This is a genomic window from Faecalispora anaeroviscerum, from assembly GCF_947568225.1.
GTDB classification, from domain to species: Bacteria; Bacillota; Clostridia; order Oscillospirales; family Acutalibacteraceae; genus Faecalispora; species Faecalispora anaeroviscerum.
On the sequence record NZ_CANOOQ010000001.1, the window covers coordinates 1,712,467 to 1,727,631 of the forward strand.

Annotated in this window: 13 protein-coding genes; 8 read left to right on the plus strand and 5 right to left on the minus strand. The window is 53.1% G+C overall.

What is annotated here, in order from left to right; translation table 11 throughout:
• Positions 1-38: 38 nt before the first annotated feature.
• From QOS46_RS08525 to QOS46_RS08535, 3 genes are all read right to left on the minus strand, one after another.
• The gene (locus tag QOS46_RS08525) at positions 39-377 is read right to left on the minus strand and encodes a histidine triad nucleotide-binding protein (protein WP_283608879.1); all 339 of its coding nucleotides are present in this window, start codon (positions 375-377) and stop codon (positions 39-41) included.
• Positions 378-510: 133 nt separating this feature from the next.
• Positions 511-3,141 (minus strand): alanine--tRNA ligase, encoded by a 2,631-nt coding sequence (alaS, locus tag QOS46_RS08530; protein WP_283608880.1) that lies wholly within the window; start codon positions 3,139-3,141, stop codon positions 511-513.
• Positions 3,142-3,576: 435 nt separating this feature from the next.
• Positions 3,577-5,175: a peptidoglycan D,D-transpeptidase FtsI family protein gene (locus tag QOS46_RS08535; RefSeq protein WP_283608883.1), complete on the minus strand. Its 1,599-nt coding sequence runs from the start codon at positions 5,173-5,175 to the stop codon at positions 3,577-3,579.
• A gap of 412 nt (positions 5,176-5,587) precedes the next feature.
• Here QOS46_RS08535 and QOS46_RS08540 point away from each other — a divergent pair, with 412 nt between their 5' ends.
• A complete protein-coding gene (locus QOS46_RS08540) occupies positions 5,588-6,502 on the plus strand; it encodes a sensor domain-containing diguanylate cyclase (protein ID WP_283608885.1) in 915 nt (304 codons plus the stop codon).
• A 138-nt stretch (positions 6,503-6,640) separates the two neighbouring features.
• Here the strand turns inward: QOS46_RS08540 and QOS46_RS08545 are convergent, their stop codons facing one another.
• Positions 6,641-6,853 carry a cold-shock protein gene (locus QOS46_RS08545; protein ID WP_283608886.1) on the minus strand — a complete coding sequence of 71 codons (213 nt, stop codon included), beginning with the start codon at positions 6,851-6,853 and terminating at the stop codon, positions 6,641-6,643.
• A gap of 312 nt (positions 6,854-7,165) precedes the next feature.
• On the opposite strand from QOS46_RS08545, the gene QOS46_RS08550 reads away from it, so the two are divergent.
• Genes QOS46_RS08550 through QOS46_RS08565 form a run of 4 tightly spaced genes read left to right on the plus strand, consistent with a single transcriptional unit; the run spans position 7,166 to position 10,308 of the window.
• Entirely contained in the window at positions 7,166-7,729 is a 564-nt protein-coding gene (locus tag QOS46_RS08550) for a ferritin-like domain-containing protein (RefSeq protein WP_283608888.1), read from the plus strand.
• 44 nt (positions 7,730-7,773) lie between these two features.
• Positions 7,774-8,142 (plus strand): hypothetical protein, encoded by a 369-nt coding sequence (locus tag QOS46_RS08555; protein WP_283608890.1) that lies wholly within the window; start codon positions 7,774-7,776, stop codon positions 8,140-8,142.
• A 38-nt stretch (positions 8,143-8,180) separates the two neighbouring features.
• Positions 8,181-9,512: a glycosyltransferase gene (locus QOS46_RS08560; protein ID WP_283608892.1), complete on the plus strand. Its 1,332-nt coding sequence runs from the start codon at positions 8,181-8,183 to the stop codon at positions 9,510-9,512.
• A gap of 10 nt (positions 9,513-9,522) precedes the next feature.
• Positions 9,523-10,308, plus strand: coding sequence for a TetR/AcrR family transcriptional regulator (locus QOS46_RS08565; protein ID WP_283608894.1), 786 nt, complete (start codon positions 9,523-9,525; stop codon positions 10,306-10,308).
• 121 nt (positions 10,309-10,429) lie between these two features.
• On the opposite strand, the gene QOS46_RS08570 is transcribed toward QOS46_RS08565, so the two are convergent.
• Positions 10,430-11,608, minus strand: a complete 1,179-nt coding sequence (locus QOS46_RS08570; protein ID WP_283608896.1) for a DegT/DnrJ/EryC1/StrS family aminotransferase — start codon at positions 11,606-11,608, stop codon at positions 10,430-10,432.
• A gap of 412 nt (positions 11,609-12,020) precedes the next feature.
• Between QOS46_RS08570 and QOS46_RS08575 the strand changes: the two genes are divergently transcribed.
• From QOS46_RS08575 to QOS46_RS08585, 3 genes are all read left to right on the plus strand, one after another.
• Positions 12,021-12,611, plus strand: coding sequence for an acyltransferase (locus QOS46_RS08575; protein ID WP_283608898.1), 591 nt, complete (start codon positions 12,021-12,023; stop codon positions 12,609-12,611).
• On the plus strand, positions 12,598-13,731 hold the full coding sequence (locus tag QOS46_RS08580; protein ID WP_283608900.1) for a DegT/DnrJ/EryC1/StrS family aminotransferase: 1,134 nt from the start codon (positions 12,598-12,600) through the stop codon (positions 13,729-13,731). The genes QOS46_RS08575 and QOS46_RS08580 overlap by 14 nt, the downstream gene beginning before the upstream one ends.
• Before the next feature lie 90 nt (positions 13,732-13,821).
• Positions 13,822-15,141 carry a nucleotide sugar dehydrogenase gene (locus QOS46_RS08585; protein ID WP_283608902.1) on the plus strand — a complete coding sequence of 440 codons (1,320 nt, stop codon included), beginning with the start codon at positions 13,822-13,824 and terminating at the stop codon, positions 15,139-15,141.
• Positions 15,142-15,165: the final 24 nt, after the last annotated feature.

A 15,165-nucleotide genomic window follows, 5' to 3' on the forward strand; every position in this document is an offset into this window, starting at 1 on the left:
ACAGACCTTTCTTCTGATAAATTCAAAGGGGTGCGCCATCAGCCCGGAGGCCACGCCATAAACCGGCCACCCAGCAGATGAAAATGCAGGTGCTGCACCGTCTGGCCGCCGTCGTTGCCGCAGTTGTTCACCAGGCGGAAGCCACCCTCCAGCCCAAGCTGCTTTGCGAGCTGCGGGGCTTTTTCAAAAATATAAGCGATGATTCCGCTGTTTTCCCCCGTAACCTCCCATGTGGAAGCAATATGCTGCTTGGGGATGATGAGAAGATGCACCGGAGCCTGGGGGTCCAGATCGTGGAAGACAAGGATTTTATCATCCTCATACACTTTTTTACTGGGAATTTCGCCATTTGCGATTTTACAGAATACACAATCCACCGAAAATTCCTCCTAACATTCTAAATCCGTGCAAATCAATTGCTTTTCCCGCCGGGGCGGGAATCAAAAACTGATAGATTGGGCGATGATTCCTCCCGCCCCTCCGGCGGGAGAAATCATCAAAACAGATGAATTAGTGGAGCATCTCGGCGATGAACTCGTTTGCCGCAGAGAGCGCTTCTTCCAGCTTCGCGGGGTCTTTCGCGCCGGCCATCGCCAAATCGGGCTTGCCGCCGCCGTTGCCGCCGGCCAGCTTCGCCACCTGACCCACCAGCTTACCGGCATGCACGCCGAGCTTCTGCGCCTCTGCTCCCGCCGTCGCGGCGATTGTCGCCTTGCCGTCGGTTACGCCCGCCAAAATCGCGACAACATCCGCCTGCTGGCTCTTGATCTGGTCGCACATGGTGCGCAGGGCGTCCGCTCCCGTGCCGGGCAGCACCGCGGTCATCACGCGTACTCCTCCAACCGGCTGCGCGTTTGCCAGCATGCCGCTGATGCGAACAGAGGCGAGCTTCCCGGTCAGGCTTTCAATCTCGCGATCCTTCTCTTTCAGCTCAGCCGCAACCTGCTTTGCGCGCTGCACCAGATCAGATACATTGTTCAGCTTGAGGGCTGCGGCAGTCTCCTGCATCAGCTCGGCCTGACGGGAAAGCAGTGCCAGAACGCCGGTGCCGGTAACGCCCTCAATCCGGCGAACGCCCGCCGCAACCGAGCTTTCGGACACAATGCGGAACAAGCCTAGCTTTGCGGTATTGTCAATGTGCGTGCCGCCGCACAGCTCGCGGGAGAACTCCCCGGCGCTGACCACGCGGACAACATCGCCGTATTTTTCGCCAAACAGCGCCATCGCGCCGAGCTTCTTCGCTTCCTCAATCGGCATTTCACGGCACTCTACGGGCATTCCCTCAAGGATTGCCTGATTGACCAGCGCTTCGGTCTGCTGCAACTCCTCCGGCGTCATTGCGGAGAAATGCGTAAAGTCAAAACGCACGTGCGCGTCGCTGACGAGCTGGCCGGCCTGCTCTACATGAGCGCCCAGCACACGGCGCAGCGCCGCCTGCAGCAGGTGAGCCGCCGTATGGTTGCGTTTGATCGCCGCGCGGCGCTCGCCGTCTACCTTTGCGGTAACGGAATTGCCCTCGGAGATGCGCCCGGCGGTGATTTTACCGCGATGCAGGAAAATGCCGCTGTGATTCTTCGTGGTGTCGGCCACCGCAAATTCGGTATCCTCTGCGGTAATCACACCGGTATCACCCACCTGTCCGCCGCTTTCGGCATAGAAGGGGGTTTGATTCAGTACCAAAGTGACCTCGTCGCCGACCTCGGCGGCCTCCACACGCTCGCCGTCCTTGATCACGGCCAGCACCTCGGCCTCGCTCAGCGGAGTTTCATAGCCCAGAAACGCGGTGGCGGGCAGCTCTTCGGTGCCGTTCGCGCCGCCGGCCCAGGCATCCGCCCCGGCATTTTTGCGAGCCGCGCGGGCGCGCTGCTTCTGCTCGGTCATCAGGCGGTGAAAGGCCTCTTCATCCACGGTCTTGCCCTGCTCCGCGACAATCTCTTTCGTCAAATCGAGCGGGAAGCCATAGGTATCGTTCAGGCGGAACGCCTCCTCGCCGGAGAACACCTTGCCGTCCATCCCCTGCATCAGGTTGTTCAAAAGCTGCAAGCCCTGATCGATCGTGCGGGCAAAGCTCTCTTCCTCCACGTGGATTAATTTCACAATCATGTCACGCTTTTCCGCCAGCTCGGGATAAGCGTTCTTGTTTTCGGCAATCACGGTTTCCGCCACTTCAAACAGGAACGGGCGGTTGATGCCGATTAGCTTGCCGTGGCGCGCGGCGCGGCGCAGCAGGCGGCGCAGCACATAACCACGGCCTTCGTTCGAGGGCATCACACCGTCGCCGATCATGAACGTGGTGCTGCGGATGTGGTCGGTGATTACGCGCAGGGAAACATCATTCTTCGTGTCGTCTCCGTAGTGGATGTCCGCAATGCGGCTGATGTGTTTCATAATATTCTGTACCGTATCAACTAGGAACAGGTTATCTACGCCCTGCATGATGCAGGCCAGGCGCTCTAACCCCATGCCGGTATCGATGTTGGGGTGATCGAGAGGCGTATAAGTACCCTTTCCGTCGCTGTCAAACTGAGTGAACACAAGGTTCCAAAACTCGACGTAGCGGTCGCAGTCGCAGCCGGGGCCGCAGGTGGGCGAACCACAGCCGTACTGCTCTCCGCGGTCAAAATGCAGCTCTGAGCAAGGGCCGCAGGGGCCGGAGCCATGCTCCCAAAAGTTATCCTCCTTGCCGAGGCGCACAATGCGGTCGGGAGAAACGCCGATCTCTTTCGTCCAGATGTCGAACGCTTCGTCGTCATCCTGGTAAATCGTGATCCATACACGGTCCTCCGGCAGAGCCATCACCTTGGTGCAAAACTCCCACGCCCAGGCCGTGGCCTCGTGCTTAAAGTAATCGCCGAATGAGAAATTGCCGAGCATCTCAAAATACGTGCCGTGGCGCGCGGTGATGCCCACGCGCTCGATGTCCGGCGTGCGGATGCACTTCTGGCAGGTTGTCACGCGCTTTCTGGGGGGTGTAACCTCACCCGTAAAATACTTTTTCATCGGCGCCATGCCGGAGTTGATCAGCAAAAGGCTGTTGTCGCCGCTCGGAACCAAAGAAAAGCTTTTTAGCCGCAAATGTCCCTTTGATTCAAAAAAAGACAGATACTTTTCGCGAATCTCGTTTAATCCTGTCCACTGCATGATTCTTAACTCTCCTGTCTGATAGTAATGCAACTTTAATAAGCTGTTGATTTCTTTTCCGCCTGCGGCGGAAAAAAATCACTGTGTTCCATAAAATCACTTTTCAAGTGTATGGATGAATCGACGCCCGGCAAACTGCGGAAGCACAAAAAAACAGACCCCCACCGCCCGAAATGGGACGGAGAAAGCCCGTGGTACCACCCAAATTGCGCAAACCGCGCCACTCAAGCCCCTTAACGCGGGGGAACGTCCGGATTCTTCACCCGGCAGCTGCGGGAGGGGCCTGCTGCCGCTGCTCGCAAGGGTCTTTCAGCCAAACCGGCAATCCGCCGGCGGAACCCTCTCTCTGCTGCGAAATACAAAACAGCTTCTTTCCCATATACGCCTTTTTTCTATCAAAATCGTTTTTATTATACTCCCGGATTCCAATCGTTGTCAATTGGTTTTTGAGAGCAGTGCATTCGCAATTTCTTGAAAAACGGGGGCTCCGTCGCTGGCGCCCTGCGCGTTCTCTGAAAGCACTACAATACTGTATCGCGGACTTTCGAGCGGAAAGAAGCCCGTGTACCAGCCCTGTACAATCTCTTTTTGGCCCTCAAACTGCCCGGTCTGGGCTGTTCCCGTTTTCACTCCGGCCCCGCCGAGCACCGGCTTGCCCTTTTTCGCTGTGCCGTCCTCTACCGCCGTTCCCATAAACTGGCGCAGCTGCGCCGCTGTATCCTGCGACATCACCCGTACGGATTCTGCCTGTTTCGCCGCCTCTACATACTGCAAATTTTCATCCACCAACCCCTGCACCAGGCTGGGCGGCGTATACAGCCCACCCGAGGCCACCGCGTTCATCAACCCTGCGATCTGCACCGGCGTTGCGGTCAGAACGCCTTGACCAAACGAAAAATTCGCCAGCGCACGCGGCGTCAGAAGCTCTTCCTTCTCTGGCAGGCTTCCCGCCGCGGACACATACCCCGGTGCTAAGGTCAGGCTCTGACCAAAGCCAAGCGACTTTGCCATATTGAGAAAGGTTTCATTCAGCACCTGCTGCATCAGCCGCACAAAATACGTGTTGCACGACTGCGCAATCGCGCCCTGCATATCCAGTGTACCGTGCGACTTGCCGTTATAGCAATGGAACACGCCCCCGCCTACCTCGATTCCGCCCGTACAGGTAAAGGTGGTGGTTGGTGAAACGCCGCTCTCGAGCGCCGCCGCCGCGGAAACCACCTTAAACACCGAGCCAACGCTGTAAGCGGAAATCGCACGGTTCAGCAGAGGGGAATCCGGGTTATCCAGCGCCGTCTGCAAATCATTCGGCGAAAAATCCGGCAGGCTCACCATCGCGCGGATTTTCCCACTCGGAACCTCCGTGACGACCACGGCTCCTTTTTTAAGGTATTTCTTCGCCGACCGCTCCGCCAGAGCCTGTATCTCAGCATCCAACGTCAGCACGACGCCTTTTTTATTTTTATTTGAGGTATCGGTCACTTCTTTGTTTTCTCCCGGCAGAATCCGGTTGACCGCGTCCACCCGGTAGCTGACCGTAATCTCTCCCGGATCACCAGACAGAAATTCTTGATACGCCTTTTCGATTCCCGCCACACCCGCGCCGCTCCCATCCAGATAGCCAATCACGTTGACGGCCGTTTGCCCATTTGCGGCATAGCGGCGGTTCGTTTCAAAGGTATCGATCCCCTCCGCTGAAACAGCCTTTGGCAGCCCCAGCAGAAACGGTTTTCCTTTGGTCAAAAGCGAATAGACCTCTTCCATCCGCTCACGGGTCAAAACATCGGCCAGTGCGGAGGCCGACTCCGGCGTGGGGTTGACCACAGCCGTGTATCCTTTCTCTGTCCCCGTGAGCGGGTTCAGCTTTGTGTCGTATATGGTGCCGCGGCCCGAGGCCACCGTCAGCCGGTAGCTGCTTTGGCGGTCGGCGGTTTCGGCCAGCTGACTGCCCGTAGCAATGCGGTACAGGTTCATCAGCAGCAAAAACATGCAGATCATAAAAACAGAAAAAAACGCGGCCACGCGCTTGCTCATTTCAAATCACTCCCGCTTCATAGCATATCCAGAAACAGGAAGCTTTAATCAGCGCGCGGAGGCACAAAAAAGGCCGCATCCCGCTTAAAAAGCCATTTTTCGGGTTCTTCTTTTCATCAATGCAGACCTGTGAGAAAAGCAAAAAAAGCGCTCCGAAAAACCGCAACGCCAGAAAGTGAAAAGAATTCTTTTCACCAGATTTATTATGTAAACACATAGCTTTACACCATTGATTAAATAAGATATATTATTACTATTAGAACTGAATGGCAGTTTCAAAACTTCGCATAAAGCGTGGAACGTCCCCACCCTATATGCCAATCGAATTTCAAACCCGGCCACAGCGAAGCCAGTTTTAGGAATTCTGATGCAGACCCAGCCCGCCTTCAGAGATTCGAAGGAGAGATACAAGATGGGATTTCAAATCAACGAGGAGCATTATCGATTAATTTTTGAAAACAGTCAGGATGCAATTCTAATTATGAACCCAAAAGGCAAAACATACCGGGCGAATCCGGCAGCCTGTCGCCTGTTTCAAAAAACAGAGGAAGAACTGTGCAGCTCGGGACGAGCCGGTATTGTGGACCTGGGCGACCCCAAGCTGGCGCTGGAGATTCAGGATCGCGAACGGGTGGGGGAAACCAGAAATGAACTGACCTTTATCAAAAATGACGGCAGTAAATTCATTGCCGATTACAGCTCCACACTGTTTCTCGATAAAGACGGTGTGCAGCTTGCCCTCATTTCAATTCACGATATGACAACGTACAAGCAGAATGAGGCAAGCCTGCGCAGAAGCCAGGAAGAAAGCGAATTCCTCGCGATGCACGATTACCTGACCGGGTCGCTCAACCGCAGAAGCTTTATGGAACTGCTGAGTGCCGAAATGAACAGGGCCCGATGGGAAAACCAGCCACTGACGCTTTTGATCGCAGACATTGACTATTTTAAAAACATTAACGATACCTATGGCCACATCGGCGGCGACCTTGTTCTAAAAAAGTTTACGGAGTGTATCTCGTCGAATCTGCACGCCCATGATTTTTTGGGACGGTTTGGCGGTGACGAATTTGTCATCTGCTTCCCCAATACAAACCTTACTGATGCCCTGACTCATTCGGAGCATCTTCGCCGGCAGGTAGAGCAGTTGGAGGTTTACCATAACTCACTCCAAATCGAACTGACAGCAAGCTTTGGGGTAGTGGTGTACCGCAGGGAGTTTGGGGTAGATACAGACCGCTACCTGGCTAAGGCAGACGACTACCTGTACCAGGCCAAGCTGAAACGGAACTGTGTGTGCAGCGAAGATTCGGAGGAACCTGAATGATCCGGTTCTGAAAAGGCCACCGCACCACGCGGCCATATTCTCACATTCCGCCCAAAAGCCGGCTCTTGCGCACGCTTTTCCGGGCAAAACAAAAAGCCGCCCCAAACAGGGCGGCTCTTTTCGTTCGTATCAGAAAAATTACTCAGCGATCTCAACATTGGCAGCCTTCAGCTTGCCGTTGCGAGCGTCGGTTTCGACTTCAAAATTGACCTTCTGGCCTTCAGTCAGTGATTTATATCCTTGACCAGCAATAGCGGAAAAATGAACGAACACGTCGTCCCCGCCGTTGTCGTTAGCGATAAAACCATAACCCTTTTCTGCGTTGAACCATTTGACTGTACCTTTCTCCATAAGAAAAGCACCTCCTTTTAAAAATGTTGTATCCAAAACTGTAAAAAGAAAAAGCCCGCATCTTGCATAAATCATTAACGGACAATGACTTACATCAAGATGTGAGCTCATTTTCGTACATCATTTAGAATGCAAGATCAGTATATCACGAAATTCTTGTTTTGTCAAACAGTTTCCCATGTTTGCTTTTCTTCGGACACGGCTTCCGGGTTGATTTCTTCTCCCGAAAAACTTGTTCAGACTGCTCTAGAATCTTCCCTCTCCTCATACCATGTAACAACAAGGAACCACCAAAGCAGGAAGGGGATCACCATGCCATACAATGTGCTTCAGGCAACGCTTTTTCCTTACCAGGTGAACCTGCCGTATCCGCAGGTAGAAGTTCAGGAGCCAAACCGACGGTATGCCACGCTGATTTCAGACGGCTACGCCGGCCGGGGGTCTGAAATGACCGCCGTGAACCAGTACTGGGTACATCGCTATTATTTGGAAAAATATCCGCCAATATACCTTGCATATGAAAAAATTGTTCAGGTAGAGCAAATTCATCTTCAGATTTTGGGCAAGCTGATTTACGATCTGGGGAGCCGGCCGTTTTTGCAGTCCTGTGTGACAAACCACTATTGGAGCGGAATGTTCCCCAATTACCAGTGTACGCCAGAGGTCATATTGCAGTCGGATATTCAGGGCGAGCTTGACGCAATCTCCCATTACAAGCTCCTGATCTGCCAAATTACCGATGACCAGATTCAGCAGCTGTTTGCCCGCATCATACTCGACGAGCAGCGGCACATTCAGATTCTGACCAGCTTTTTGTCAGACCTGGGCAAACCCGCTCCGCTGCCGTATGATTTTACGGATTCCGGTAAAACTTGATCCATATCCATTGCGGGGCTTGTTCCGCAGGAAGGAATGGTGTCATGCCGCAAAAGAAACGAACGGACACGCTGCTCGGTGTGCTGGCGGCTGTGCTGGCCGTGATTTCCCTGCTGTGTTTTTTTGCCGCCTACCAGCTGCACGCACAGGCCAAACAGAACATGGACACTCTGCCGTCGCGCGTGCTGGTAAGTGAATTTTCAGAGCCTTCCTCTTTCGCTGATGCGTCTGAGAAGGGTTCTTTTTCGCCCGGCATCTCCTGTTCAAGGAGGCTGTCGGGCGTTTCTTATCAGCGCAATCAGTCCCACAACCTTCAAAGGCACACACATATGCAATTTCCACCCAAATCTGAAATCGTAGCCTTTGGTATTGATTTCAGATCAGAAGTGAGTATAATTAATTTAAACTATTAAGTTTTATTATATTATACTCAAAAGGTTGGTGAGCGAAAATGTCTGATCGCCTGATTACCATTGCGGTTTCTGTTCTTTTGCAGGATGCGGGGGAAGCCACACGCTCTTTGGAGTTGATGAAAGAAGTGCGTGCAATGACCCCCACTGGTTATACCGTGCGAGGTATCTTTTTTACACATGGAAGCAAATTTGACCCAGTCGTAGAAGAGAACGGATTTGAGCTGTATCACGTTGCTCCAGCAATGGAGGGGCAAGGGTACCTAAACGATTTAAAGCCCACCGCAACAAATTTTATTGGCGATTCTCAGCTTGCCGCTGAACTGCTGCGGGGAGAAGTCAGCGCATTGCAAGCGTGCAGACCCGATTTCGTTCTGCATGGGTTCTGGCCGATCGCCGCTCTGGCACGCAGAATGGTTTCTCCCGCCATCCCGGGGATTTGCTTTGTTCCTCTACCGCTGGCTTCCCCCACCTACGCATTTCTGATGAAGGATATTCCGGACCAGATCAAACCGCTGACCTTTCTCCCTTTGAAAGCTCGAAGAAAAATCATGGCCGCCATTCCAAAATCTCTGATTCTGAAGCTCCCGATTCTAAAGCAGCCAAATCTTTTGCACGCAGCCAGCCAGTGCGGGTGGAACGGCGCACCGCTCACCAATCTGTTTGATTTGCTGCGGGCGGATTTCACAATCGTGAATGATCTAGCGGAATTTTACACTGACGTGTCAATCCCCGCAAACTATGAAATCACAGGGCCGGTGTATGCGCAATCTATTATCGCCCAGAAGCAGGATTTTCAAACTAAAAGCGTATTTGAAAAAAGCAACGAGCAGCAGATTAACATTTTCTGCAGCATGGGAAGCTCTGCCAAAAAGGGGCTTTTGATCGAGGCCGCAAAGGCCATCGCAGCTTTGCCGGAACAAAAATACCACGCTGTAATTTTAGTGCCAAACGCAATCTGCCCCCTGGATGACATCCTCCCCATCGTAAAAGATCACGCAAACATCTATGTCACAGACCAATTTGTCCCCGCAGCCTGCGTCAATGCAACGGCGGACGTTACGCTCTGCCACGGCGGTCAGGGAACGATACAAACCGCCATGGTAAGCGAATCGCCTATTATAGGAGTAGCCATGCAGCCGGAACAGCAGATCAACCTTGACCACATTGTGTCTCAGGGTGCAGGCATCCGAATCCCGATCACGCGCTGGAACAAAAAGAATATCATTTCAGCGCTGGAGAGTATTGTGGCAGACAGCTCTGTTCGAAAAAATGCGGCGCGGTTGGGGAAAACCATGAGACAGGCAAACGGTAAATCGTGTGCCGCCCAAGCCATATGGAAATTCATCGCAGCAAATCACGCGAAAGACTAAGGAGACAGCGATGGCAAAAAAAACATCGGAAGAGATTTTAAACGCTGCCAAAACGGTGTTTCAGAACAAGGGTTATCAGGGCGCTACTATGGTAGAGATTGCAAAAGAAGCCGGCATTTCGATTCGAACCCTGTACAGCTTCTTTCAAAGCAAAGAGCAGTTGTTTGAAAAAATCGGACGCCCGGAATTAAAAAAGTTTCATCCGGAAGACGACACCCGAAAAAATCAAATTTTAAAATCGGCTTTGTCCCTCTTCTCGCGTAAAGGATACACCGCGACGACAATGGATGAGATTGCCGCTTTGTCCTCTTACAGTAAGACCGTCCTTTACCAATATTTCAACAGCAAGGAAGAGCTTTTTGCCGCTATATTCTATTCAAAAATAGATTTATTTCAGGTACAGACAGAACCCCTGTGGGAATCACAGCAATTTACCCTGCGCCGTTTTCTGGAAATTACCGGCCTGTATTTTCTGAAGCTCTTTGACGACCCGGATCGGCTTAATCTGATGCGGATCGTTATGAGCGAAACTCACACTTTCCCGCAAATTGGTGAAATTATGTACCGGAGCACCGTTGACCGGGCAGCAAACGAAGCGGCCCGGCAACTGGCAGGCTTTGCCGAATCACAGAATATGATAGAAGCGGACTACAAGCTGGCGGCTCGTTCTTATCTTGGTATGCTTTATTCCTTTGTTTTCACCGATAAAATTCTGTGTCCGTCGGCAAACCAGTTTACAAAAGAACAAATTGTTGCATTTGCCGCTGAACTGTTTGAAAAAGGGCTGACAAAATAATCGCCAGACATGGCAGACATATTAAAAAGGATTACCTTCAAAACCGCCCGTTATCCTCTTTAAAAGAGCATAACGGGCGGTTTTCTTGAAATGCAGTATTTTACGTAAAATAAACCAGAGCTTATTTGTGGTACTTTTTCGCAATATCCGCTACCGCATCGATGATATACTGTACCTTCTCGTCGGAAAGGCCGGGGTACAGCGGCAGAGAAAGGCAGCGCTCAAAATGCTTCTGCGTTTTCGGGAAGTCCCCGGGCTGGTAACCGAAACGTTTGGTATATGCCGACATGTTATGCACCGGGATAAAGTGTACGCTGGTGCCGATGTTGCGCTCGTTCAGCTCCGTGATGAACTGGTCGCGGTCAATCGTGAGCACCTCTGGCACAATGCGGATCACATATAGGTGCCAGCAATGAGTGGTGTACTCAGGAACAAACGGCTCCTCAATGGCATCCATCGCGCCGAACGCCTCCTGATAGCGGGCGGCAATTTTCAGGCGGGCTTCCTGCATTTCCTCCAGTCGGCGGAGCTGAACAAGACCCAAAGCGGCCTGAATATCAAACATATTGTATTTGTAACCGAACTCGGCAATATCGTATTTCCACGTGCCGCCCTTAGCGTAACGGTTCCACGCGTTCTGGCTCATGCCGCTGTTTGAGAACATGCGGGCCTTGACCGCGGTTTCTTCGTCGTCGGTGACAAGCATGCCGCCGTCGCCGGTGCAAAGGTTCTTTGTCGCGTAAAAGCTGTAGCACGCGGCGCCCTTGAGCGAATTGCCGACCAGTCTGCCCTTGTATCGGCTCCAAAGCGCGTGGGCCGCGTCTTCGGACACAAACAGATTATGCTTGTCCGCAATGTCGTAGATTCGATCCAGATCGCACACCTGACCGCTGTAATGGACGGGCACGATCGCCTTTGTTTTCGGCGTAATCTTCTTTTCAATTTCATCCGGGTCGATGCAGGTCGTGCGGTAGTCAATATCTGCCAGAACCGGGGTAGCGCCCAGTTGGACAATCGTGTTTGCGGTGGCCACATAGGTCATCGGGGTGGTGATGACTTCATCCCCGGGGCCGATGCCCTGAGAGATTAACGCCATGTGCAGGGCCGCCGTGCAGGAGTTCATTGCAACAGCATATTTTGCACCCAGATATTCGGCGAACTGCTTTTCAAACTGCATGGTGCGGGGGCCCTTGGCAAGCCAGCCGGACCTCAGGGTGGCAACCACCTCATCAATCTCGGCCTCTGTAATGTCGGGAACATTATAGGGAATAAACGTATCGCGGCTAACAAACTGGCTCATAACTATCCCTTTCCCCTGCTTTTGGCACTGACCGGATCGGCCGAGCAGGAATGAATTACGCAAAACATCCGGTATTGAGGGTTTTTATGACAGCAATCTCACTTATAAAAACTGCTTGTTTTCTCCTCCCACCTTCGGCAGGAAAAGAAAAGCGCTACTTTTATAAAGTGAATTGACTATCTGCCATTATACGAAAGTTACTGCTTATGATAATACGATCGGAAATTCTTGTCAATACGAATCCGGCCAATTGCGGATTGAAACGATTGACTCTGGTAAATAATAGCGATATAATAAACCAAGATTATGCCGGAAATCAGGGGAAACTGGTACCGGGCGCCAGATTCGGCAGCGGCGCGCGGCTGGGCCGGCCTACTACTATTTTGCTGCCGGAGAATGGCGGTTACTCACAGTGAGCGAGAAAAATTTTTTTGTACATGAAAGCGCTTTCGCAGATGACGGCTGTCAGATCGGCGAGGGAAGCAAGGTTTGGCACTTCAGCCATATCTCCTCCGGCTGCCGGATCGGCAAGGGCTGCAATCTGGGGCAGAACGTATTTGTGGCCCCGGGTGTAACCATCGGCGATCACTGCAAAATTCAAAATAACGTTTCCATCTACGAGGGAGTGGAGCTCGGTAATTACGTGTTCTGCGGCCCCTCTATGGTGTTTACCAATGTACAGCGCCCCCGCTGCAAATATCCCCAGCGGGGCTCTGAGTTTTATGCCCATACTCCAGTAGGCGAAGGTGCCAGCATCGGCGCCAACGCAACCATCGTATGCGGCCACAGCATCGGTGCGCACGCGTTTATTGCCGCGGGCAGCGTGGTGACAAAAGACGTACCCGCGCATGCCATTATGATGGGAAGCCCCGCACGCCAGCGCGGCTGGGCCTGCGAATGCGGCGAAACGCTGGATGAAGCCCTGCATTGCCCGAAATGCGGCAGGCAGTACACACAAACGCCGGAAGGCCTGAAGGAGGAAAACAATCATGCAGAAAATTGAATTCAACGATTTGGCGGCCCAATACCGAAACCTGAAACCGGAAATCGACGCGGGGATTGCTAAGGTTCTGGAAGGATGCCACTTTATTTCCGGCCCGCAGGTAGAACAACTGGAGCAGGAGCTTTGCAAGTATGTGGGCCGCAAATACTGCGTTTCCGTCTCGAACGGAACCGACGCGCTGCAAATGCCGCTGATGGCATGGGGCGTAGGCCCCGGCGACGCGGTGTTCGTACCGGCCTTTACTTTTATGGCGTCGGCTGAGGTGGCAAGCCTTGTGGGCGCTACCCCCGTGTTCTGCGACGTAAAAGAGGACACCTGCAACCTTGACCCCGCCTCCCTGCGTAAGCAGGTCGAGCGCGTGAAGGCGGAGGGCAAGCTGAACCCGAAGGTCGTTATTCCGGTCGACCTGTTCGGCCAAACCGCTGACTATGACGAGATTCTTTCCATCTGCCGCGAATTCGGGCTGCTCATGATGGAAGACGCCGCTCAGGGCTTCGGTGGAGTCAACAACGGCCGCAAGGCCTGCTCGTTCGGCGATGCTTCCGCCACCAGCTTTTTCCCGGCAAAAGCGCTGGGCTGCTACGGCGACGGCGGCGCGATCTTTACCGACGACAAAGAGCTGTATGACCTGCTCGTTTCCATCCGTGTGCACGGCAAGGGAAGCTTTAAATACGACAACGTACGCATCGGCCTCAACGCCCGCCTCGACACCATCCAGGCCGCGATCCTGCTGCCGAAGCTGCACGCCTTTGACAAAGAAAACGAAACCCGCGCCAAAGCGGCAGCACTGTACAACTCCCTGCTGAAGGACAAATTCGATGTCCCCGTTATTCCGGAAAAGCTCAAATCCAGTTTTGGATATTACACCCTCAAGGCCAAGTCTCCAGAGGAGCGCGACCGCCTGATAAAGGGGCTGGAGGAGCAGGGAATTCCCACGATGATTTATTACCCGAAGCCGCTGCACTTACAGGAGGCTTTCAAGGATCTCGGCTACAAAGAGGGTGACTTCCCTGTCAGCGAAAGCCTGAGCCACCGGGTATTCAGCCTGCCCATGCACGGTTATATCACTCCCGAGATCGTCACCTATGTGGCACAGGCTCTGAACTCCCTGGCGGAATAATTCCGCCGCACTTTGGCTCTCTTCGGCGGAACCCATCCGCCTGGTTTATAAAAGTGAAAGAAATGCAAACAAAAAGGTAGGTAACAAACTATGTCAAATCGCAAGACGGAGCTTCTTTCCAAAATAGAAAGCAAAACCGCCACAGTCGGCATTATCGGGCTGGGCTATGTCGGGCTGCCCCTGGCTGTGGAAATCGCCAAGGCCGGCTACAAAACCATCGGCTTTGACGTTCAGGAGCAGAAGGTGGAGCAGGTCAACCGCGCGCATAACTACATTGGCGACGTGGTAGACAGTGCCCTGGAGGATGTGGTAAAAAGCGGCAGACTTTCCGCCACCAGCGATTTCTCCTTTATCAGCAGCGTAGACTGCGTCGCCATCTGTGTTCCCACTCCGCTCGATCAATACCAGCAGCCAGACATCAGCTATGTGAAGGGCTCTACGGAGTCTGTTGCCAAATATCTGCACGACGGCATGCTGGTGATTCTTGAATCCACCACATACCCCGGCACTACCGAAGAGCTTTTAAAGCCCATCTTAGAGGCGGGCGGCCTTGTCTGCGGCGAGGATTTCTTCCTTGCTTTTTCTCCGGAGCGTGTCGATCCCGGCAACAAGCAGTATAAGACCAAAAACACCCCCAAGGTGGTTGGCGGCGTAGGCAAAGACAGCACCGAGGTTGCCGCCGCTTTGTACCGCAATGTGCTGGAGGGCGGCGTATACGAGGTGGCCTCCCCCGCCGTGGCGGAAATGGAAAAGCTGCTCGAAAACACCTACCGCAACATTAATATTGGTCTGGCCAACGAAATGGCCATCATCTGCAACCGCATGGGCATCAACGTGTGGGATGTGATCGACGCCGCGAAAACAAAGCCCTACGGCTTCCAGGCGTTTTATCCCGGCCCCGGCCTTGGCGGCCACTGCATTCCGCTGGACCCCTTCTACCTCACCTGGAAGGCCCGCGAGTTTGATTACCACACCCGTTTGATCGAAACCTCCGGCGAGATCAACACCGCAATGCCCGAGTATGTTGTAGACCGCGCAATGAAGGTATTAAACCGCCACAAGGTGGCCATGAACGGCGCACGCGTGCTGGTGCTGGGCGTTGCCTACAAGAACGACATCGACGACTACCGCGAATCCCCCGCGCTGAACGTGATCGACCACCTGCTGGAGCAGGGCGCGGATGCGGTCTTCTTCGATCCCTATATTCCCGAATACAAGCACAAGGGAAAAGTGCACAAGGGCCTGACCGTCCTGACTGACGATGAGCTAAAAAACGCCGATATCGTTCTGATCTGCACTGCGCACGAATGCTTTGATTACAACAAGATCCAGTCCCTCGCAAAGGCGATTTTCGATACAAGAAATGCCATGAAGGACGTAGCGGACAGAAGTAACATCGAGCTTCTGTAAGATTTCTCGACGAAAGCATGTTCA

Bases quoted from the DNA above. Each gene is read 5' to 3' on its own strand.
- QOS46_RS08585 (WP_283608902.1), top strand. From the start codon at position 13,822: ATGTCAAATCGCAAGACGGAGCTTCTTTCCAAAATAGAAAGCAAAACC.
- QOS46_RS08555 (WP_283608890.1), top strand. From the start codon at position 7,774: ATGCCGCAAAAGAAACGAACGGACACGCTGCTCGGTGTGCTGGCGGCT.
- alaS (WP_283608880.1), bottom strand. From the start codon at position 3,141: ATGCAGTGGACAGGATTAAACGAGATTCGCGAAAAGTATCTGTCTTTT.
- QOS46_RS08580 (WP_283608900.1), top strand. From the start codon at position 12,598: ATGCAGAAAATTGAATTCAACGATTTGGCGGCCCAATACCGAAACCTG.
- QOS46_RS08570 (WP_283608896.1), bottom strand. From the start codon at position 11,608: ATGAGCCAGTTTGTTAGCCGCGATACGTTTATTCCCTATAATGTTCCC.
- QOS46_RS08540 (WP_283608885.1), top strand. From the start codon at position 5,588: ATGGGATTTCAAATCAACGAGGAGCATTATCGATTAATTTTTGAAAAC.
- QOS46_RS08545 (WP_283608886.1), bottom strand. From the start codon at position 6,853: ATGGAGAAAGGTACAGTCAAATGGTTCAACGCAGAAAAGGGTTATGGT.
- QOS46_RS08550 (WP_283608888.1), top strand. From the start codon at position 7,166: ATGCCATACAATGTGCTTCAGGCAACGCTTTTTCCTTACCAGGTGAAC.
- QOS46_RS08535 (WP_283608883.1), bottom strand. From the start codon at position 5,175: ATGAGCAAGCGCGTGGCCGCGTTTTTTTCTGTTTTTATGATCTGCATG.
- QOS46_RS08565 (WP_283608894.1), top strand. From the start codon at position 9,523: ATGGCAAAAAAAACATCGGAAGAGATTTTAAACGCTGCCAAAACGGTG.
- QOS46_RS08560 (WP_283608892.1), top strand. From the start codon at position 8,181: ATGTCTGATCGCCTGATTACCATTGCGGTTTCTGTTCTTTTGCAGGAT.